Below are 19,019 nucleotides of genomic sequence, written 5' to 3' on the forward strand. Positions count from 1 at the left end.
GCGGGTCAAGCGGCGTGCAGGACTTCGTTATGCCGCCGTGACGTTGCCACGATACAAATCCGCTTTATTGGAGAGCCCTGGGGTGGGAGTGGAGAGGGTTACGGGGGAGTCATGGTGGCCCAAGGCACGACGCTGGCCGGGCGGTATCGCCTAGATACCCGCATCGGTGCCGGCGGCATGGGCGAGGTGTGGCGGGGTGAGGACACCGTCCTGGCCCGCACCGTCGCCGTGAAGGTGTTGCTTCCGGGGCGCACCGACGACCCAGGCTTCCTGGTTCGCTTCCAGGGCGAGGCCAGGGCGATGGCGACGATCAACCACCCAGGGGTCGTCGACGTCTACGACTACGGTGTCCACGAGGTGCCCGGCGCGGGGGCGACGGCGTACCTGGTGATGAAGTTCGTGGACGGCGAGCCGCTGGACCGGCTGCTCGGCAGGCTCGGCAGCATCACCCCCGGCGCCGCGATGGAGCTCATCGCCCAGGCCGCCTCGGCTCTGCAGGCGGTGCACGACCAGGGCATCGTGCACCGGGACGTCAAGCCCGGCAACCTGCTGGTCCGCTCCGACGGCACGCTCGTGCTCACCGACTTCGGCATCGCCAGGGCGGACACGGCCAGCCGGCTGACCGACGCCGGCATGGTGCTCGGCACCGCCGCCTACTGCGCGCCGGAGCAGGCCGAGGGCGCACCGGTCACCCCGGCGGTGGACATCTACGCCCTCGGCGTGGTCGCCTACGAGTGCCTGGCCGGGCAGCGCCCCTTCGACGGCGACAGTCCTGTCACGATCGCGCTCAAGCACATCCGCGAGGCCCCGCCGCCGCTCCCCGAGCACATCCCGCCGATGGTCCGCGCCCTGGTGGAGCGGGCGCTCTCCAAGGACCCGGCCCGACGCTTCCCCAGCGCCGCCGCGATGAGCGACGCCGCACGCCAGGCGATGGCCGGCCCGCAGACCGGGGCGACCGCGGTCCCGCCGATCGAGACGGGCGCGGCCCCCGGGCAGGGAGCCGCCGTGCGGCCGGACGGGCAGCGGGGCGAGTCGATGCCGCAGACCGGCTGGAACGCGGCGGCGCAGCCGACGTCGGGCTGGCAGGCGGGCGCGGTGGCGCCCGGCACCCCGACCGAGCTCTCCCCCGGGCGGCGGGGCCGCCGGGGCGTGCAGCGGCCCAAGCGCCGGGGCGGCCTGCTGGCGGTCTCCGCGGGCGCCGTGGTCCTCTGCTCCGCGGTGGCCGTGGTGACGATCAACGGGATGGTCGCCGCCTCCGAGACGCCCAAGGCCGATCCCCTGCCGAGCGAGATCACCACTCCGCCCGCTCCCAGCAAGCCGCCGAAGGCACGCCAGAGCGGTCGTCCGACGCCTCGCCCGACCCCCACCCCCGAGGAGGAGCGCCTGCCCTCCGCGGCGCCCGCGACGCCCACGGAGGACGAGCCCGCGCAGCCCAGCGCGACCCCCACCACGCAGAAGCGGACCTCCACGCCCACTCCGACGCCGACCCCCACCCCGACACCGGCGCCGAAGAAGAAGGTTCCGGACGTCATGCTGATGCCGCTCACCCAGGCGCTCCAGCAGCTCAAGAACGCCGGCTTCAAGGCACAGGTCACCCAGGAGGGCGGACCCGACACGGAGAAGTGCTGGATGGTCTACCAGCAGTATCCGCGCGGGGGAGAGCTGTGGGACGCCCGCAAGCCGGTCGAGCTCATCGCCGACCCCGTGCCCTGCCAGGGCGGTGGCCCGGCGACGCCGACCCCCACGCCGACGGTCAAGGCCACCAAGGGCTGACCCCGCTCCGGGGACCCGGGAAACCGTAGCGGGCACGGGCCCGGCGGGCTCCCCCGCCGCCCGCCGGGAGACGGCGCCCGCCGTCTCCGGGGAGCCGCGGGGGCGGACCGGCCGGACGGTCCCCGGACGGATCCTCCAGGCCCCTCACACGCCGGTGGTGGCGCGGGGGTAGGCCACCGACGGGTCGGTGGCGATGTTCACCATGTACGGCACGCCCGAGTCGAACGCGCGGCGCAGCGCCGGACCGATCTGCGCCGGGTCCGTGACGAGCTCGCCGCCGCCGCCCAGGGCGGTCACCACCTGGTCGTAGCGGCACTGCGGCTGGAGCTCGGCGGCCACGTCGTAGCCGTAGAGCATCTGCATGGGGTGCTTCTCCAGGCCCCACATGCCGTTGTTGCCGCAGACCATCACCACCGGCAGGCGGTGCCGTACGAGGGTGTCGACGTCCATCAGCGAGAAGCCGGCGGCGCCGTCGCCGAGCAGCAGCACCACCTGGGAGGAGGGCCGGGCCAGCCGGGCGGCGATGGCGTAGCCCAGCCCGGTGCCCAGGCAGCCGTACGGGCCCGGGTCGAGCCAGTTGCCGGGCTGCCTGGGCTCGACGTACTTGCCGGCGTAGGAGACGAAGTCGCCGCCGTCGCCGATGACCACGGCGTCGTCGGCGAGGAGCCGGTTCAGCTCGCCGTAGACCCGCATCGGGTGGATGGGGGCGGCGGCGGACGCCAGCAGTTCGGCGTCCCCGGCGATGGCCTCGGCGGCGGCCGCGGCGAGCTTCTCCAGCCACGGGGCGTAGGACCGGGGGGACACGCCGGCCTCGGCGCAGGCCGCGGACAGGCCCCAGAAGACCAGGGACAGGTCGCCGGCCGCGGCGCCGGAGGGCTTCATGTGGGTGGCGATCTGCGACGGCGCGTCGGCCAGGTGCACCACCTTGGCCAGCGGGGCGCCGTCCTTGCCGCCGAACCAGCCGTAGCCGAGCCGGAAGTCCAGCGGGGTGCCGGCCACGATCACCAGGTCGGCCTGGGCGAAGGCCAGCCCCCGGGCGCGGGTGACCAGCAGCTCGTGCCCGGCGGGCAGGATGCCGCGGCCCTGGCCGTTGGGGACGACCGGCAGGCGGTACTCCTCGGCGAAGCCCCGGGCGACCTCCTCGGCGCGGTCCATCCACACGTCGGAGCCGAGCACCAGCACCGGGCGCTCGGCCTCGGAGAGCAGACGGGCGATCTCGGCCAGGGCGTCCGCGTCGGGCTCCAGGGGGGAGGGGGTGAGCGTCTCGGTGTGGTGCTCGGGGGAGGGCGCGAACAGGTCGTCCATGTGGAAGTCGAGGAAGACCGGGCCCCGGTGCGGGGCGATGGCCGTGCGGAAGGCCATCTCGACGTCCTGCCCGACGGAGTCCGGGCCCGAGCCGGTGAAGGAGAGCTTGGTGACCGGCGCGAGCAGCGGCGGGTGGTCCATCTCCTGCAGCGCGCCGGAGCCCCAGCGGGAACGCGGTGCCCGGCCGCCCATGACGACGACGGGGGAGCCGTTGAAGTGGGCGGTGGCCACGCCGCTGACCCCGTTGGTGACGCCGGGCCCGGCGGTGAGCACGGCGAGGCCGGGTCTGCGGGTCAGGCGGGCGGTGGCCTCGGCGGCGAAGACGGCGCTCTGCTCGTGCCGCACGTCGAGGATGGACATGCCTTCGTGGACCGCCCCGTCGTAGAGCGGGAAGACGTGCCCGCCGGACAGGGTGAACATGGTCTCGATGCCGTAGGCCTTGGAGACGGCGACCGCGATGTCACCGGCGTGCTTGGGGGACTCCATACCGCGAAACCTACCAGTCGGTCACATAGTCGGACAGGGGAGTTGCTCGGGGGGCTTCACGGCCTTCTACCTCCCCCGATTCCCTCCCGTCACACGCGTGTCCACGGACATCTCCTGAACGGAACGTGACACTTCCGTTACCCCGCGCCGGAGGGTCCCTCCGTGCCGCGCAGAACGCGGTACGGCGGGCGGTCACAGGGTGTCGGAGAGCGCCTTGATCGGCATCCTGAGGTCCGCCAGCAGCCGGAGGTCGTGCTCGGCGGGCCGGCCGAGGGTGGTCAGGTAGTTGCCGACGATGACGGCGTTGATCCCGCCGAGCATGCCGTCCCGCGTGCCCAGGTCGCCCAGGGTCAGCTCGCGCCCGCCGGCGTAGCGCAGGATCGTGCGCGGCAGCGCCAGCCGGAAGGCGGCGATCGTCTTGAGCGCCTCGCCCCCCTCCATCGGGGGGAACCGCTCGAACGGCGTGCCCGGGCGCGGGTTGAGGAAGTTGAGCGGGACCTCGTCGGGGACGAGCTCGCCGAGCTGCCCGGCGAACTCCGCCCGCTGCTCCGGGGTCTCGCCCATGCCCACGATGCCGCCGCAGCACAGCTCCATCCCGGCTTCGCGGACCATCAGGCAGGTCTCCCAGCGCTCCTCCCAGGTGTGGGTGGTGACGACGGCGCCGAAGTGCGACCGCGCCGTCTCCAGGTTGTGGTTGTAGCGGTGCACGCCCATCGCGGCCAGCTCGGCCGCCTGCTCCCGGGTGAGCATGCCGAGCGAGCAGGCGACGTTGATCTCCACCGCCTCCCGGACGGCCCGCACGCCCTCGCGGACCTGGTCCATCAACCGGCGGTCGGGGCCGCGCACGGCGGCCACGATGCAGAACTCCGTCGCCCCGGTCGCCGCCGTCTCCCGCGCGGCCCGCACCAGTGAGGGGACGTCCAGCCAGGCCGCGCGGACCGGGGAGGGGAACCGCCCGGACTGGGAGCAGAAATGGCAGTCCTCGGGGCAGCCGCCGGTCTTGAGCGAGACGATCCCCTCGACCTCGACCTCCGGGCCGCACCACGCCATGCGCACCTCGTGCGCGAGGGCCAGCAGGTCGGGCAGGCGGTCGTCGGGCAGCTTCAGGCACTCCAGGACCTGGGGGGCGCCGAGCCCCCGGCCCTCCGCCAGGACCTGGACGCGGGCGGTGTCGAGGATGTCGTTCAACGTGCGGCTCCACTCTGCAGGGGGCGTCTACGGGACTACAGGGGGAACTACAGGGCGACCGCGCGGCGGGCGCGGAAGGACTCCTGGACGTGCGCGGGGCCTCCGGCGGGAGCCCGGCCTCCTTGGAGGTCCGATCCGGCGGCGCGCCCCGGGACCGAGGGGACCTGCGGGGACTACGGGAAGAGCGTAAGGCCGCGCCGGAAGGCGGAGGGGTCGAACACGCCGCCCAGCGTCGGGCCGAGTCCCCCGCGCGCCACACGGGCGAAGGCCGCGCGGTCCAGCCCGCCCGCCCCCTCCGGGAGCACGCCCGCCAGCGGCCGGGCGGCCAGCATCTCCAGGTCGGCCACGTTGCACCGCTCGGCCGGGCCCGGCTCCGCCGGCCAGGAGCCGATCACCACTCCGGCCGGATCGAGGCCCCGGCCCGCCATCGCCTCCAGCGTCAGCGCGGTGTGGTTGAGCGTGCCGAGCCCCGCCCGGGCCACCACCAGCACCGGGGCGTGCAGCATCCGCGCCAGGTCCGCGATCGTGAACCCCTCCTCGTCGAAGCGGACGAGCAGGCCGCCCGCGCCCTCCACCAGGACCAGCCGGTGCGACTCGGCGAGCTCCTTGATCCGCACCGCGGCCTCGGCGAGGGAGACCGGGGGCAGTCCCGCCACGCGCGCGGCCGCGGCCGGGGCGAGCGGGGCGGGGAACCGGGCGAGCTCGAAGGTGGTGGTCACCCCGGACAGGCGGATGACGTCGTCCAGGTCGCCCGGTTCGTTCTCGCCGACTCCGGTCTGAGCGGGTTTGACCACGGCCACCGAGGAGCCGCGTTCCAGCGCCAGCGCCGCCACGGCGGCCGTGACGACCGTCTTCCCCACTCCGGTGTCGGTCCCGGTGACCACGAGGATGCTCACCCGTCCCACCCTACGGCGCACGCCCCCGCAGGCCGAGGGGGCGTGCCGGGCCCCGGAGCCGTCAGGGGCGGTGCAGGCGGGTGACGAACTTGTAGCGGTCGCCCCGGTAGAGGGACTGCGCCCACTCCACCGGGTTGCCGTCGGCGTCGAAGGCGTGCCGGGTGAGCAGCAGCATGGGCAGGCCGACGTCGACGCCGAGCACCTGGGCGTCGTACGGCGTCGCCAGCACGGTCTCGATGACCTCCTCGGCGTCCGTCAGCCGCACGTTGTAGGCGTTGTGCAGCGTCTCGTACAGCGAGGAGTGCACCTCCAGCTCCCGCCGGAGCCGGGGGAAGCGGCGGGCCGACAGGTGGGTGGTGTCGATCGACATCGGCTCGCCGTTGGCCAGGCGGAGCCGGTGGATGCGGAGCACCCGGCCGCCGGGGTTGATGGCCAGGCGGCGGGCCAGGGGCTCGTCGGCCGTGACGTAGCTGATGTCGAGGATCTTGGTGTCGGGCTCCAGGCCGACGGTCCGCAGGTCGCCGGTGTAGGAGGTCAGCTGGAGGACCTGGGCGACCTTCGGCTGCGCGACGAACGTCCCCTTGCCCTGGATGCGGACCAGGCGGCCCTCGACCACGAGCTCCGACAGCGCCTGCCGTACGGTGGTGCGCGAGGTCTCGAAACGGACCGCGAGGGTCCGCTCGGGCGGCAGCGCGCTGCCCGGGGGCAGGCTCTTGGTCAGCGCCAGAAGGCTCCGCTTGACGTCGTAGTACTTCGGGATCCGAGGGGAGTCGTCGGTCATGGGAGCTCCTCGCCGGCCGGCGCGGAACCCTCGTGGCCGGCCGCGCCGTCCCGGCCGGACCGCTCGCCGCGTTCGCTCACATGCCCACCTTCATCTCGGCAACGGCGGTGAGCGCACTCCTGGTCACCGCGAGATCATCGGAACTCAGATTGGCCCGCGCGGTCAACCGCAGACAAGAGCGGCCGACCGGCACCGAGGGCGGCCGGAAGCATCCGGCGCGCACTCCGTGTTCCGCACAGATGGCGGCCGCCCGGAGTGCGGTCTCGGGCCGGCCGAGCACGACGGGGACGACCGCACCTGCCGGTTCGCGGGTCTCCAGACCGAGCTCGCGGGCCAGCGCGGCCAGCTCACCCGCCCTGGTTCGCACACGTCCGGGCAGTTCGGGCTGATGGAGAAGGATATCCACCGCGGCGAGTGCGGCGGCAACACTGCCCGGGGCCAGCCCGGTGTCGAAGATGAACGGGCGGCCGGTGTCCACCAGCGTCTCTACGACCTCGCGGGCGCCCAGCACGGCCCCGCCCTGGGAACCGAGGGCCTTCGACAGTGTGACCGTTCTCACAACCGTCCGTTCACCTGCCAGACCCGCGGCGTACACCGCTCCCCGTCCGCCCGGGCCGACCACGCCGAGCGCGTGGGCCTCGTCCACGACGAGCAGCGCGCCGTGCCGTACGGCGGCCTCGTGCAGTCGCGCGAGCGGGGCCAGGTCGCCGTCGACGGAGAAGACCGCGTCGGTGACCACGACGGCGTGCTCCTCGCTCCGGCCGGCCAGCGCCTTCTCCACCGCGGACGCGTCCCCGTGCGGGGTGACCACCACGCGCGAGCGGGACAGCCGGCAGGCGTCCACGATCGAGGCGTGGTTGCCGGCGTCGGAGACCACCAGCCCGCCGGAGCCCAGCGCCGCGACGGCCGCCAGATTGGCCAGGTAGCCGGAGGAGAACACCAGCGCGCCCTCCGCCCCGGCGAAGGCGCACAACGCCTCCTCGAGCCGGGCGTGCAGCTCCGTGGAGCCGGTGACCAGGCGGGAACCGGTGGAGCCGGTGCCCCACAGGCGGGTGGCCGCGACGGCGGCCTCGGCCAGCCGCCCGTCCCTGGCCAGTCCCAGGTAGTCGTTGGAGGCGAGGTCGAGCAGGCCGTCGTCGTCGGGCGTGCGGGGGCGCAGGGCGCGCCTCAGGCCCGCCGCCCGCCGGTCGTCTGCCGCCGCGCGCAACCGGGCCAGGGGATCCGTGGTCTGCCGCATAACCCGCATCTTCGCAGCCGGGGACGGCCGATTCGCCTTCAGGCCGGGTGAGAACGCATGATGCACACGTGCCGACTCTCACCGACCTCGCGGTCCGTCACACCGCGCTCGACCACGGGGACCTCGAGTGGATGCACTCGCTGGTCTCCGACTGGCAGCTCCTGGCCGACCTGTCCTTCGCCGACCTCATCCTGTGGATCCCGCTCAAAGACGGGTCGGGGTGGATCGCGGTCGCGCAGATGCGGCCCACCACCGGCCCCACGGTCTACCACGACGACGTGGTGGGGACGATCATCGCCAGGGGCGAGCGCGAGCTCATCGACACGGCCTGGGAGGAGCGGAGGATCTGCCGCGAGGGCGACCCCGACTGGTCCACCGGGGTCCCGGTGCGGGAGGAGACCATCCCGGTGCGGCGGACCTGCGGCGGGGCGGACGGGCACCGCTACCTGGGGGTGATCCAGCGCTCGACGAACCTGTCCTCGGCGCGCACCCCCTCCCGCCTGGAGCTGACCTACCTGCAGAGCGCCTCCGACCTGGCGCAGATGGTGGCCGAGGGCCGCTTCCCCTTCTCCGGCGCGGAGCCGATCCTGGTCCGCTCGCCGCGGGTCGGCGACGGCCTGCTCCGGCTGGACCGGGCGGGCCGGGTGACCTACGCCTCGCCGAACGCCCTGTCGGCCTACCGCAGGCTGGGCCTCACCGCCGACCTGGTCGGCGCGGAGCTGGGCCGGACGACCGCGACGCTCTGCTACGCGGACGAGCCCATCAACGAGAACCTCATGGTCGTGGCGAGCGGCAAGGAGCCCCGGGAGACCGAGGTGGAGTCGGGCGGGACGGTCGTGCAGCTGCGGGCGATCCCGCTGGTGGTCGGGGGCGGGCGGATCGGCGCGCTGGTGCTCATCCGCGACGTGACCGAGCTGCGGCGGCGCGAGCGCGAGCTGATGACCAAGGACGCCACCATCCGGGAGATCCACCACCGGGTGAAGAACAACCTGCAGACGGTGGCGGCGCTGCTGCGGCTGCAGGCCAGGCGGTTGCAGGTGCCGGAGGGGCGGGAGGCCCTGGAGGAGGCGGTGCGCCGGGTCGGGTCGATCGCGATCGTGCACGAGACGCTCTCGCACACGCCCGAGGAGCAGGTGGACTTCGACGAGATCGCCGACCGGGTGATCGCGATGGCGAGCGAGGTCTCGGCGCCGGAGGCGCAGGTGACGCCGCGCCGGGTCGGCTCGTTCGGGGTGCTGCGCTCGGAGATCGCGACCCCGCTGGCGATGGTCCTCACCGAGCTGCTGCAGAACGCGGTCCAGCACGGGCTGGCGCAGCGGCCGGGGCGGCTGGAGGTGGTCGCGGCACGGGGGGCGGACCGGCTGGACGTGGCGGTCTCCGACGACGGTGCCGGCCTGCCCGCGGGGTTCGACCTGGACGCGACCACCAGCCTCGGCCTGCAGATCGTGCGGACGCTGGTGGTGGGGGAGCTGGCCGGGCGCCTGTCCATCGCGCCGCGTCAGGGCGGCGGCACCGAGGTCACCCTGGCGATCCCGCTGCCCCGGTCGGAGATCCGGCCCGACGGGCTCGGCGGGGGAGCGGGCGCGTCGTAGGGGTGGCGCGGCCCCCGGTGCCGTGCGGATCCGGGGGCCGTGGGAGACTGCTGTCAGGCGGTGGCGCGGGCGCGGGCCCGGGCCGTGCGGCGCTTGAGGGCGCGCCGCTCGTCCTCGCTCAGGCCGCCCCACACGCCGGCGTCCTGACCGGACTCCAGGGCCCACTTCAGGCACGCCTCGTTCACGGTGCAGGAACGGCAGACCTGCTTGGCCTCTTCGATCTGCATCAGGGCCGGCCCGGTGTTGCCGATCGGGAAGAACAGCTCGGGGTCCACGTCACGGCAGGCAGCTCGGTGGCGCCAGTCCATGCGTCCACTCCTTCGTAAGAGGAGCCCCTTGCGCGGCTCCGTAGGTCGGCTCACTTTGTGAACGGTTTCACTAGCGGGCGCGAGCGGGGGCCCGGTCCTGGGTCGGTCCGGGTTGCTCACGGTGATCGCCGGTGGCCTCAGAGCGAGGGTCTCCGCTCAAAGGTCCTACGTTCCGACGTCACTGTTGAGATTGTCAGCCCCCTAAGAAGCACGCAAGAGGTTTGGGGGAAGGTTTTCGTGGTTAAGGGTGTCGGATGCGTCACATGATGACGATATGTAACCCGCTATGCCATTACCTGTAACGCGTCGGGGATAGACCGGAAGGTCGCCTGCTCGACCTCCCCCAGGTAGTCGCCGTCCAGTTGGAAGGCCACCGGGCGCTCGGCGGTCAGCGTGAACTCCTTCTCGTCGTGGAGCTGCACCAGGTGCCGCCCGGTGGGCAGGGTGTCGCGGGTGCCGAGGATCTGGCTCAGCAGCGGGGCCATCGTGGGCAGGCCGAGCCGCTGCAGTCCCAGCAGGTCCAGACCGGTCTCGAAGCTCGCCCAGGGCGTCGGGCAGACCGGCCGGGGCCCGACGTAGGTCCACGGCGAGGTGTTGGAGACGATCGCCATGAAGATGCCGGAGACCGGGGACACGTCGGGGCCCGTCAGGGTCATCGCGGCGTGGCGCTTGTCGGTCGACAGATAGTGGCGCAGCGCGGTGTTCACGTAGCGGGCGGGGGTGGCCCTGCGCCCGGCGCCGCGCAGGCCCTCTACGGCCCGGATGACCTCGGCGTCGTAGCCCAGGCCGCTGCAGAACGTGAAGTAGCGGCTCCGGCCGTCCCAGAGCGCCTGGCCGAGGCCGACCGTCCGGCGCCGGTCCGCGCCCACCGCCTCCAGGACCACGCCGGTCGCCTCCACCGGGTCGTTCGGCAGGCCGAGCGCCCGCGCGAAGACGTTCGCGCTCCCGCCCGGGATCACCAGCAGCGCCGGCCGCTCCGCCGCGACCTCGCCGTCCTCCGCCTCCAGCAGGCCGTTCACGGTCTCGTTGATCGTGCCGTCGCCGCCGAGCACCGCGACCACGTCGAACCCGTCGGCGTGGGCGGTGCGGGCCAGGTGGGCCGCGTGCCCCCGGTAGCCGGTCTCCTCGACGGTCAGGTCCATCGTCGCGCCCAGCGCCCTGATGAGCACGTCCCGCGTCCGGTGGTTCGTCGTCGTGGCCTTGGGGTTCACCAGGAGCATCGCGCGCATGGCGCCAGCGTATCCATCAATAACGGCACAGAGGCGCCGAAAGGGGGACCTACCGTAACCGGCGGTAAGGTTGGCCTGTGCCGAACCGCCCGCTGACCCTCACCGCCGCCGCCGCCGTCGTCGCGCTGGAGGGTCTCACCGCTCTGCTGCTCGGCGGCTACGTCGCGGTGGAGACCGTGATCGGAGAGCCGTCCGACACGATGAGCTCGATCTTCGTCGCGGGGTTCGGCCTCCTGGTGGGGGCGGTCCTGCTCCGGGTCGCCTGGGGGCTGCTCCGGGCGGAGAAGTGGACCCGCAGCCCCGGCGTGCTGACCCAGATCTTCATGATCCCGGTCGCCGTCACGCTGTTCCAGTCCGGCCAGGCGCTCCTCGGCGCGGTCCTGACCGCCGCCGTGGTGGCCGGACTGGTCTGCCTGCTCTCCCCGCCGACGACCCGGATCCTCTACGGGGACGCCGCACCGCCGGACGGCGTCCAGGACGGCCGTCGCGGCGGAGCCTGACGGGGAAGGGCGACGGCTCAGTCCTCGGCCGTCAGCCCCTCACGGAGCTGGGTCAGGGTCCTGGCCAGCAACCGGGAGACGTGCATCTGCGAGATGCCCAGTTCGGTGGCGATCTGCGACTGCGTCATGTTGCCGAAGAACCGCAGCAGCAGGATGCGCTTCTCGCGCGGTGGGAGCCGCTCGAGCAGAGGCTTGAGCGACTCGCGGTACTCGACGCCCTCCAGGGAGTCGTCCACGATGCCGAGCGAGTCGGCCACCGCGGGCGCGTCGTCGTCGCCGGAGTCGGGGGCGTCCAGGGAGACCGTGGAGTAGGCGTTGGCCGACTCCAGCCCTTCCAGCACCTCCTCCTCGGTCATCTTCAGGTAGGCCGCGAGCTCGGCCACGGTGGGCGCCCGGCCCTCGCGCTGCGACAGCTCGCTGATCGCCTTGGTGAGCGAGAGCTTCAGCTCCTGCAGGCGCCGCGGCACGCGGACCGCCCAGCCCTTGTCGCGGAAGTGCCGCTTGATCTCGCCCACGATGGTGGGTGTGGCATAGGTGGAGAACTCCACCCCCCGGTCGAGGTCGAAGCGGTCGATGGACTTGATCAGCCCGATGGTGGCGACCTGGGTGAGGTCGTCCAGCCACTCGCCCCGGTTGCGGAACCGGCGGGCGAGGTATTCGACCAGGGGCAGGTGGAGCTCGACGAGCTCGTCACGGATGCGCTGGCGTCGCGGGTCGTCGGGGGTCAACTCCGCCAGTTCGCCGAAGAGCGTGCGCGCGCGCACCCGGTCGGGCACCGCGTGATCGCTGGTGGCCATGGCACGAGTCCTTTCCGTCACGCCGGCCTCGCCGCGCCTCGACGCTTGCGGAGCACGATGGCCATACGGTCGGGGGAGTCGGTCACGGCGTCCACGTCGTCCGCCAGGGCGGTGAGCACCATCCAGGCGAACTCGTCGCGCTTGGGCGGCGAGCTGCCCACCGTGCTGACCTCGACCCGGACCACCATGTCCTGCCCGGTCAGCTCGAACTCGGCCGTCAGGTCGGTGCCGGGAACGGCCTGGGTCAACAACATCGCACACGCCTCGTCGACCGCGATCCGGAGATCTTCGATCTCGTCCAGCGTGAAGTCCAGCCGGGCGGCCAGTCCCGCGGTGGCCGTACGTAAAACGGACAGATATGCGCTCACAGCCGGCAGCCGGACGCTCACCACGTCACGGATCCCGCCCGCGTCGACCGCGGGCGCCTCGGTGTGCTCAGTCACGTTCCTCCTCGCAGGGTCGCTGACTGCAACCTACCGCCCCCAGGTGGCCGTTGGCCCGATCGGACGCGCGAACCTGATGATTTGGAACGGGAAAAAAGGGCGTTCCGCGAGGTCAGAGAAGTGGTGCGCCGACGCCCCGGGGAGGTCCCCGGAAGGCGCCGGCGCACCGCGCCGACCCGGTCACGGCCCGGTCGCGCCTCAGGCGCGGACGCCTCAGGCGGCCTTGGTCTCCCAGAAGATCTTGGAGATCTCCTCGATCTTGGCGAGGAGCTCGTCGGCCTTCGAGGCGTCCACGGTGCCCTTGGCGGCGGCGGCGCCGGCCAGCTTCGTGGCCTCCCAGAAGAGCTGGTGCAGCTGGGGGTAGGCCTCCAGGTGCTGGGGCTTGAAGTAGTCGGTCCACAGCACCCACAGGTGGTGCTTGACCAGCTGGGCCCGCTCCTCCTTGATGATGAGCGCGCGCGTGCGGAAGACCGGGTCCTCGTTCGCGGCGTACTTCTCCATGATGGCCTTCACCGACTCGGCCTCGATGCGGGCCTGGGCCGGGTCGTACACGCCGCAGGGCAGGTCGCAGTGGGCGGAGGCGACGTGCCTGGGGCGCAGGAGTCGTGCGAGCATCGGAAATCCTTCCTTGATGCTGAGATCAGCATGGTCCATCACCGACCTTACTCGCCCTGGAAGGGCCGATGTGGAAGGGGGTTCAGCGCGTGAGAGTCCGTGTCGAGGGGGATTCCATGCTGCCCGCGCTCCGTCCCGGGGACTGGCTCTGGGTACGGCGCGGCGCACCGGTCCGGGCCGGGGACCTGGTCCTCGCCCGGCTCCCCTCCGACCCGTCCCGGCTGATCGTCAAACGCGCCGCCTGGCGCGACGGCGAGGGCTGGTGGGTGGAGAGCGACAACCAGCGCGCCCCGGGCCGCAGGGACAGCTGGGACTTCGGCCCGGTCCCGGTGCTCGGCCGGGTGGTGGCGCGCTACCGGCCGCCGCTGTCCTGGCCGACCTTCTTCCGGGCCCGGTAGGCGGCGACGTTCGCCCGGCTGGCGCACCGCTCCGAGCAGTAGCGGCGGGACCGGTTGGAGGAGGTGTCGAGGTAGGCCCGGCGGCACGGCGGTGACTGGCACAGGCCCAGCCGGTCGGCGCCCAGGTCGGTGACGATGGTGGCCAGGCCCATCACGGCGCCCACGACGTACTGGTCGGCGAAGCGCCCGCCCTCGGTCAGGTGCAGGTGCCACGGCTCGCCGTCGTGCTCGGTGATCTGCGGGTGGACCGGGTGGCGGCGGAGCAGGGCGTTGAGCCGGGCGACGACCTCGCGCTCGTTCCCGTCGGCCGCGGCCTCGAAGACGGCCACGAGCTCCTCGCGCAGGGCGCGCAGCGCGTCGAGGTCGGCGCGGGTCAGCCGGGATGCCTGCCGGGACCGGCCGCTCTCCTGCAGGAGGGCGCGCAGTCCCTCCAGGCCGGTGAGGCGGTCGGGACTGTTGACGAGCAGTACGGCCAGCTCGGCGTAGGAGATCAGGTCCACCGGGGGTTCCGTCGGGGTGTCGAGATCACGGGGTAAGGGTCTGTCAGGGGTTCGAGCATTACGTGCGAGCAGTTTAACGTCGCGTTCAAGGAAAGCGTGCGCCCCCGTCACCTGCCGGAGTCTCATAATGTGGCACAATCGAGCAACGGGTGACCCCCGAACCCTCCAGGTGACCGTTCTCAGTGAGCACGTCCCGAGCGGCTACAGAAGCCGGGCCAGCTTCCCTGCGGCGCCTACGAAGGAACTGTCCGTCTGACTGAACTACAGGGGTCGCTGTGGCCATCTCGTCATCTTCCCTCTCCCTCGAAGCCCTCGATCTGGATCCGGCCTTCGCCCTGCACCGCGGAGGCAAGCTGGGGGTCCGCTCGACCGTCCCGGTCCGCAACGCCGACGACCTGTCCCTGGCCTACACCCCCGGCGTGGCCAAGGTCTGCACCGCGATCGCCGAGGAGCCCGAGCTCGCCGCCGACTACACCTGGGTCTCGAACGTCGTGGCCGTCGTCTCCGACGGCACCGCGGTGCTGGGTCTCGGTGACATCGGCCCCGCCGCCGCCATGCCGGTCATGGAGGGCAAGGCCCTGCTGTTCAAGGAGTTCGCCGGCGTCGACGCGGTGCCGATCTGCCTCGACTGCACCGACGTGGACGCGCTGGTCGAGACCGTGGTCCGGCTCGCGCCGTCGTTCGGCGGCATCAACCTGGAGGACATCAGCGCGCCCAGGTGCTTCGAGGTCGAGGACCGGCTGCGGGAGCTGCTGGACATCCCCGTCTTCCACGACGACCAGCACGGCACCGCGATCGTCGCGCTGGCCGCGCTGAAGAACGCCGCCCGGCTGACCGGCCGCCCGCTGGGCGACCTGCGGGCCGTGGTGGCGGGTGCCGGCGCCTCCGGCGTCGCGGTCAGCCGCATCCTGCTGGGCGCCGGCATCGGCGACATCGCGGTCGCCGACTCCAAGGGGCTCATCTACGAGGGCCGCGACGGCCTCAACCCGGTGAAGCAGGCCCTGGCGCGCGACACCAACAAGGCCGGGCTCCGCGGCTCCACCGAGGAGGCGCTGGCCGGGGCCGACGTGTTCATCGGCCTGTCGGGCTCGACGGTCTCCGAGGCGGCCATCGCCTCGATGGCGTCCGACGCGATCGTCTTCGCGCTGTCCAACCCGACGCCGGAGGTCCACCCCGAGGTCGCCAGGAGGCACGCCACGGTGGTCGCCACCGGCCGCTCCGACTTCCCGAACCAGATCAACAACGTGCTGGCCTTCCCCGGCGTCTTCCGGGGGGCGCTCGACGTGCGCGCCCGGACCATCACCGAGAACATGAAGGTGGCCGCCGCCGAGGCGCTGGCCGCCGTGGTCGGCGACGACGAGCTCTCCGCCGACTACGTGATCCCCAGCCCGTTCGACGAGCGGGTGGCCCCCGCGGTCATCGCCGCGGTCACCGCCCAGGCCCGCGCCGACGGGGTCGCCCGCCTCTGACCCGGAGAGAGGACCGCCCCCGCCCGACCGGCGGGGGCGTCTTCTTTTTGCCGAGAAATCACCGAGCCTTTACGGAACGTGATATAACAAGTCCCCTCCGTTACCTTTGCCCTCCCGGGCAGGGACACGCACGTGGACGGCGCGTGCGCGGGAGCGTGTTGCGGATGCGCGCACGCCCCCCGCCCGCCCCGTCACCTCCGAGGCGAGGAGAGCGATGGCACGCCAGCCGAACCGACCGCTCCAACGGTTCATCGCCGAAGCCGGCTTCACCCACCGGGGACTGGCCCGCAACGTCAACGAGCTCGGCCGCTTCCGCGGCGTGCCGGGACTGGGATACGACCAGCGCTCCGTCCGGCGCTGGATCGGCGGCCTGCGCCCGAGGGAGCCGGTCCCCCGGCTGCTCGGCGAGGTCTTCTCGCTCCGGCTCGGCCGGACGGTCACGCGGGCGGAGCTCGGGATGCCGCGGGCGGACGCCCCGCCGGAGGTGGGGCAGGAGTTCCCGCGCACCTGGCACGAGGGGGTCGCGAGCGTGACGGCGCTGTGGCGGGCCGACGTGGAGCGCCGCAGGTTCCTGGTCGACTCCACCTTCGCCATCGGGGCGGGCTCGGTGGGGGCCGTGCGCTGGCTGACCCTCCCGGCGGAGGGGCGCCCCGTCGCGGGCGGGTCCCGGCGGGTGGGCATGGCCGACATCGCCGCGATCCGGGAGGTCACCCGCTCCTTCGGGGAGCTGGACAACCGGTACGGCGGCGGCCGGATCCGCTCGGCGGTCGTGAAATACCTCGACACCGCCGTCGCGCCGCTGCTCAACGACGGCTCCTACGCCGAGGCCACCGGGAAGGAGCTCGCCTCGGCGGCGGCCGAGCTGACCCGGCTGGCCGGCTGGATGGCCTACGACCTGGAGCACCACGGGGTGGCCCAGCGCTACCTGATCCAGGCGCTCCGGCTGGCGCGGGGGGCTGGGGACCACGGCCTCGGCGGGGAGATCCTCGCCGGGATGAGCCACCAGGCCGTCTACCTCGGGCAACCCGCGCACGCCCTCGACCTGGCCCGCGCCGCGCAGGTGTCGGCCCGGCGCGCCGGGATCCCCGCCCTGCTGGCCGAGGCGCACGTGCTGGAGGCGCACGCGCACGCCGTACGGGAGGACCGGGCGGGCTGCCGGGCCGCGCTGCACCAGGCGGAGCGGGCCTTCGAGCGCCGCAGGCCCGGCGACGAGCCGGGCTGGATCGCCTACTTCGACGAGGCGTACCTCGCGGCGAAGACGGCGCACTGCTTCCGCGACCTGCGGGACGGGCCGCAGGCCGTACGGCACGCACGGCGGTCGCTGGAGATGGACGGGCGGTTCGTGCGGGGCCGGATGTTCAACCTGTCGCTGCTCGCCGCGGGGCTGCTGGAGTGCGGAGAGCTGGAGGAGGCCTGCGCGGCGGCGGGGCAGGCGCTGGAGCTGGCCTCGGGGCTGCAGTCGGCCCGCACCCGGTCCTACGTGACCGACCTGCGGGCCCGGATGGAGCCGTACGCCGCCGAGCCCGCGGTGGCGGAGCTGGAGGCGCGGATCAGGGAGCTGACCGCCGCCTGAGCGGGAGGGCCCGCCACGGCCGTGCCGCTCAGGCGGGCGGGTGAGGAGCCTCCGGACAGACTGGGGTGTCCGGACAGGGGAAAGGGGATCCGGCGGTGGGCCGGGTCCCCTTTCCACGCCTGTCGCGGGGTCTCCTACTTGAGGAGCTCGCCCTTGTCGCCGACGATCCGGGTGTTGCGCACCTGGAGGGCCTCGCGGTAGACGCCCGCGGCGTCACCGTCGAAGTACGCCGAGCTGATGAAGTCCACCCGGTCGTTGCCGTCCTGGTCGTGGAAGGCGCTGGTCACGCCGTTGACGTAGCCGAGGCGCTTGGCGTTGCCGTACTTGAGGATCCACGGGCCGCCGTCGGCGCCGCCGGTCATCGAGCACTTCAGCGCCAGGTGGTCGTCGATCTTGTAGGTGTTGGAGGAGTAGGTCCGGGTGTTGGTCTTGCCGTAGCAGTACTTCATGGTCACGCCGGTGAACGGCTTGTCGCCGTCGGGGTGGGCGTCACCGGGGTAGCCGAAGGCGTGGACCGCCTGACCGGGCTTCTGGTTCCAGGCGAAGCCCTGGCCGCCGACCGTGTCGCCGAGGCGGCCGGTGTCCTTGGCCTGGCCGACGTAGTAGCGGTCCCGGAAGTACTTGACGGTCTTGCCGGTCTTGACCCACTGCTTGACGTAGTACTGGGTCTTGAACCAGGCGGTCTGCGCGTCGCTCTTGCCCTCGTAGGTCAGCTTGCCGGGGAATCCGCCCTCCGCCTTCTTCTTGGTGAGGGCGTCGAACTCCTCCTTGGAGATGGCGACCGGGCCCTCGACGGCGTACTGCTCGCCGTTGACGTGCTTGTCGGTGCTCTTGGCGGCGGCGTTGTAGACGGACTCGGTGACCTCGACCTTGGTCAGGGTCTTGGCGCCCTTGTAGTCGTGGCCCACCTTCTCCGGGGTGACGTCGAAGTCCTTGGACCAGAAGGGGCCGGCCTCGCCGTACTTCTCGAAGCCCTCGGCGTACTGCTGCTGGGCGGTCTTGCCGCCGGCGATGTCCTTCAGCTCCTCGGACTCGATCCACTTGCTTCCGGTCCACGCGGTGAACTCGCTCTTGGCGACCTCCTTGGGGGCGCTGAGCGCGAAGCCGTTGTAGACGGCCACGAAGGCGTAGTCGTGGTCGAAGTCCTCGTAGACCGCGAAGTTGTAGTGCGTGAAGGCCGTCTGGCCGACGTAGACGCCCCACGGGGCCTTGCCCTGGTAGTAGCCGGGGACGAACACCCACTTGTTCATGACGTCGCGGTTGCCCTCGATGTCGTAGACGCAGTGGCCGGCGGTGGCGACCAGGTTGCGGTAGGTCGACTGGATCGAGGTGGCCGAGCACCAGCGGTAGTCGCCCTTGTGGTCGACGAAGAACACCTTGCCGACGGTCTTGGGCAGGTTGACGTTCTTCGCCTTGGCGGCGGAGGTCTTCTCTCCCCCGACGGGGGCCACCGCACCGGCCTTGCCGTCGGCGGCCGCGGCCGTGCTGCGGCTGGCGACGAGCCTGGTCACGGCCTTGGCGTCCCAGTTGTACTGCGTGGCCTTCTTGAGGGCGGCGCCGTTGGACGCGAGCCAGAAGTTCGCCACGGCGTAGGCGTCGGCCTTGCTCGCGGAGAGGTTGTCGCGGGCCTGCTCCGGAGCGGCCTGGGCGGGCGCGGCGGTGGCGAGGCCGGTCGCGGTCAGCGTGGCGGCGGTGAGGAGGCCGCCGAAGGCGGGCAGGAAGCGCTTTACTCGGGGGATCACGGAGTCTCCATGTATAGAGGTGTGCGCCCGGTACGTCACAGGCGTCACAGGAGGGGTTCCGGCAACCCTACCGACTTCCGCTTTTCCCCTGCCAGATGGCTCCCTGGGAGTTCTGTTACTTTTCTTGACTCGTTTCCGGGAAAAGGCCGAGGGGCCCGGTAGGAACCGGGCCCCTCGGATGGAGCAG

At 72.5% G+C, this 19,019-nt stretch carries 18 protein-coding genes; 6 read left to right on the plus strand and 12 right to left on the minus strand.

The annotated features are described in order from the left end of the window. Window positions 1-111 precede the first annotated feature (111 nt). Window positions 112-1,773, plus strand: a complete 1,662-nt coding sequence (locus ABD823_RS27855; RefSeq protein WP_344864705.1) for a serine/threonine-protein kinase — start codon at window positions 112-114, stop codon at window positions 1,771-1,773. Between the two features lie 144 nt (window positions 1,774-1,917). Here ABD823_RS27855 and ABD823_RS27860 read toward each other — a convergent pair whose 3' ends face one another. The 5 genes from ABD823_RS27860 to ABD823_RS27880 all read right to left on the minus strand — a co-directional run bounded on the left by ABD823_RS27860 (window position 1,918) and on the right by ABD823_RS27880 (window position 7,675). Continuing rightward, the gene (locus tag ABD823_RS27860) at window positions 1,918-3,564 is read right to left on the minus strand and encodes an acetolactate synthase (RefSeq protein ID WP_344864707.1); all 1,647 of its coding nucleotides are present in this window, start codon (window positions 3,562-3,564) and stop codon (window positions 1,918-1,920) included. Window positions 3,565-3,756: 192 nt separating this feature from the next. Beyond that, a complete protein-coding gene (gene bioB, locus ABD823_RS27865; protein ID WP_344864709.1) occupies window positions 3,757-4,752 on the minus strand; it encodes a biotin synthase BioB in 996 nt (331 codons plus the stop codon). Between the two features lie 173 nt (window positions 4,753-4,925). Continuing rightward, window positions 4,926-5,648 (minus strand): dethiobiotin synthase, encoded by a 723-nt coding sequence (bioD, locus tag ABD823_RS27870; protein WP_344864711.1) that lies wholly within the window; start codon window positions 5,646-5,648, stop codon window positions 4,926-4,928. Between the two features lie 61 nt (window positions 5,649-5,709). Continuing rightward, a complete protein-coding gene (locus ABD823_RS27875; protein ID WP_344864713.1) occupies window positions 5,710-6,429 on the minus strand; it encodes a GntR family transcriptional regulator in 720 nt (239 codons plus the stop codon). 76 nt (window positions 6,430-6,505) lie between these two features. Continuing rightward, window positions 6,506-7,675, minus strand: coding sequence for an 8-amino-7-oxononanoate synthase (locus ABD823_RS27880; RefSeq protein WP_425566670.1), 1,170 nt, complete (start codon window positions 7,673-7,675; stop codon window positions 6,506-6,508). Between the two features lie 59 nt (window positions 7,676-7,734). Between ABD823_RS27880 and ABD823_RS27885 the strand changes: the two genes are divergently transcribed. Next, window positions 7,735-9,258: a sensor histidine kinase gene (locus ABD823_RS27885; protein WP_344864717.1), complete on the plus strand. Its 1,524-nt coding sequence runs from the start codon at window positions 7,735-7,737 to the stop codon at window positions 9,256-9,258. Window positions 9,259-9,311: 53 nt separating this feature from the next. On the opposite strand, the gene ABD823_RS27890 is transcribed toward ABD823_RS27885, so the two are convergent. Together ABD823_RS27890 and ABD823_RS27895 are read right to left on the minus strand one after the other, a co-directional pair. Next, window positions 9,312-9,566, minus strand: coding sequence for a WhiB family transcriptional regulator (locus tag ABD823_RS27890; protein ID WP_344864719.1), 255 nt, complete (start codon window positions 9,564-9,566; stop codon window positions 9,312-9,314). A gap of 284 nt (window positions 9,567-9,850) precedes the next feature. Beyond that, window positions 9,851-10,795: a diacylglycerol/lipid kinase family protein gene (locus ABD823_RS27895; protein WP_344864721.1), complete on the minus strand. Its 945-nt coding sequence runs from the start codon at window positions 10,793-10,795 to the stop codon at window positions 9,851-9,853. Window positions 10,796-10,872: 77 nt separating this feature from the next. On the opposite strand from ABD823_RS27895, the gene ABD823_RS27900 reads away from it, so the two are divergent. Next, the gene (locus tag ABD823_RS27900; protein ID WP_344864723.1) at window positions 10,873-11,295 is read left to right on the plus strand and encodes a hypothetical protein; all 423 of its coding nucleotides are present in this window, start codon (window positions 10,873-10,875) and stop codon (window positions 11,293-11,295) included. A 17-nt stretch (window positions 11,296-11,312) separates the two neighbouring features. Here the strand turns inward: ABD823_RS27900 and ABD823_RS27905 are convergent, their stop codons facing one another. The 3 genes from ABD823_RS27905 to sodN form a co-directional block, all read right to left on the minus strand. Then, the gene (locus ABD823_RS27905; RefSeq protein WP_344864725.1) at window positions 11,313-12,092 is read right to left on the minus strand and encodes an RNA polymerase sigma factor SigF; all 780 of its coding nucleotides are present in this window, start codon (window positions 12,090-12,092) and stop codon (window positions 11,313-11,315) included. A 17-nt stretch (window positions 12,093-12,109) separates the two neighbouring features. After that, the gene (locus ABD823_RS27910; RefSeq protein ID WP_344864727.1) at window positions 12,110-12,535 is read right to left on the minus strand and encodes an anti-sigma factor; all 426 of its coding nucleotides are present in this window, start codon (window positions 12,533-12,535) and stop codon (window positions 12,110-12,112) included. A gap of 213 nt (window positions 12,536-12,748) precedes the next feature. Next, window positions 12,749-13,150, minus strand: a complete 402-nt coding sequence (gene sodN / locus ABD823_RS27915; protein ID WP_344864729.1) for a superoxide dismutase, Ni — start codon at window positions 13,148-13,150, stop codon at window positions 12,749-12,751. A 68-nt stretch (window positions 13,151-13,218) separates the two neighbouring features. Here sodN and ABD823_RS27920 point away from each other — a divergent pair, with 68 nt between their 5' ends. Continuing rightward, complete coding sequence (locus ABD823_RS27920) at window positions 13,219-13,548, plus strand: S24 family peptidase (protein WP_344864731.1); 330 nt, start codon at window positions 13,219-13,221, stop codon at window positions 13,546-13,548. Here the strand turns inward: ABD823_RS27920 and ABD823_RS27925 are convergent. After that, window positions 13,503-14,048, minus strand: a complete 546-nt coding sequence (locus ABD823_RS27925) for a CGNR zinc finger domain-containing protein (RefSeq protein WP_344864733.1) — start codon at window positions 14,046-14,048, stop codon at window positions 13,503-13,505. The two genes, ABD823_RS27920 and ABD823_RS27925, sit on opposite strands and share 46 nt — an antisense overlap. Before the next feature lie 275 nt (window positions 14,049-14,323). Here ABD823_RS27925 and ABD823_RS27930 point away from each other — a divergent pair, with 275 nt between their 5' ends. Together ABD823_RS27930 and ABD823_RS27935 are read left to right on the plus strand one after the other, a co-directional pair. Continuing rightward, the gene (locus ABD823_RS27930; RefSeq protein ID WP_425566671.1) at window positions 14,324-15,517 is read left to right on the plus strand and encodes an NAD(P)-dependent malic enzyme; all 1,194 of its coding nucleotides are present in this window, start codon (window positions 14,324-14,326) and stop codon (window positions 15,515-15,517) included. Between the two features lie 214 nt (window positions 15,518-15,731). Further along, window positions 15,732-17,090 (plus strand): NsdA family TPR-like regulatory protein, encoded by a 1,359-nt coding sequence (locus ABD823_RS27935; RefSeq protein WP_344864735.1) that lies wholly within the window; start codon window positions 15,732-15,734, stop codon window positions 17,088-17,090. Between the two features lie 134 nt (window positions 17,091-17,224). Here the strand turns inward: ABD823_RS27935 and ABD823_RS27940 are convergent, their stop codons facing one another. Further along, window positions 17,225-18,832, minus strand: coding sequence for a trypsin-like serine peptidase (locus ABD823_RS27940; protein ID WP_344864737.1), 1,608 nt, complete (start codon window positions 18,830-18,832; stop codon window positions 17,225-17,227). Window positions 18,833-19,019: the final 187 nt, after the last annotated feature.

The sequence above is a fragment of the Planomonospora alba genome (assembly GCF_039534085.1).
Taxonomy (GTDB): Bacteria; Actinomycetota; Actinomycetes; order Streptosporangiales; family Streptosporangiaceae; genus Planomonospora_B; species Planomonospora_B alba.

Bases quoted from the DNA above. Each gene is read 5' to 3' on its own strand.
- ABD823_RS27935 (WP_344864735.1), top strand. From the start codon at position 15,732: ATGGCACGCCAGCCGAACCGACCGCTCCAACGGTTCATCGCCGAAGCC.
- ABD823_RS27905 (WP_344864725.1), bottom strand. From the start codon at position 12,092: ATGGCCACCAGCGATCACGCGGTGCCCGACCGGGTGCGCGCGCGCACG.
- ABD823_RS27855 (WP_344864705.1), top strand. From the start codon at position 112: ATGGTGGCCCAAGGCACGACGCTGGCCGGGCGGTATCGCCTAGATACC.
- ABD823_RS27895 (WP_344864721.1), bottom strand. From the start codon at position 10,795: ATGCGCGCGATGCTCCTGGTGAACCCCAAGGCCACGACGACGAACCAC.
- ABD823_RS27860 (WP_344864707.1), bottom strand. From the start codon at position 3,564: ATGGAGTCCCCCAAGCACGCCGGTGACATCGCGGTCGCCGTCTCCAAG.
- ABD823_RS27920 (WP_344864731.1), top strand. From the start codon at position 13,219: ATGTGGAAGGGGGTTCAGCGCGTGAGAGTCCGTGTCGAGGGGGATTCC.
- ABD823_RS27890 (WP_344864719.1), bottom strand. From the start codon at position 9,566: ATGGACTGGCGCCACCGAGCTGCCTGCCGTGACGTGGACCCCGAGCTG.
- ABD823_RS27875 (WP_344864713.1), bottom strand. From the start codon at position 6,429: ATGACCGACGACTCCCCTCGGATCCCGAAGTACTACGACGTCAAGCGG.
- sodN (WP_344864729.1), bottom strand. From the start codon at position 13,150: ATGCTCGCACGACTCCTGCGCCCCAGGCACGTCGCCTCCGCCCACTGC.
- ABD823_RS27880 (WP_425566670.1), bottom strand. From the start codon at position 7,675: ATGCGGGTTATGCGGCAGACCACGGATCCCCTGGCCCGGTTGCGCGCG.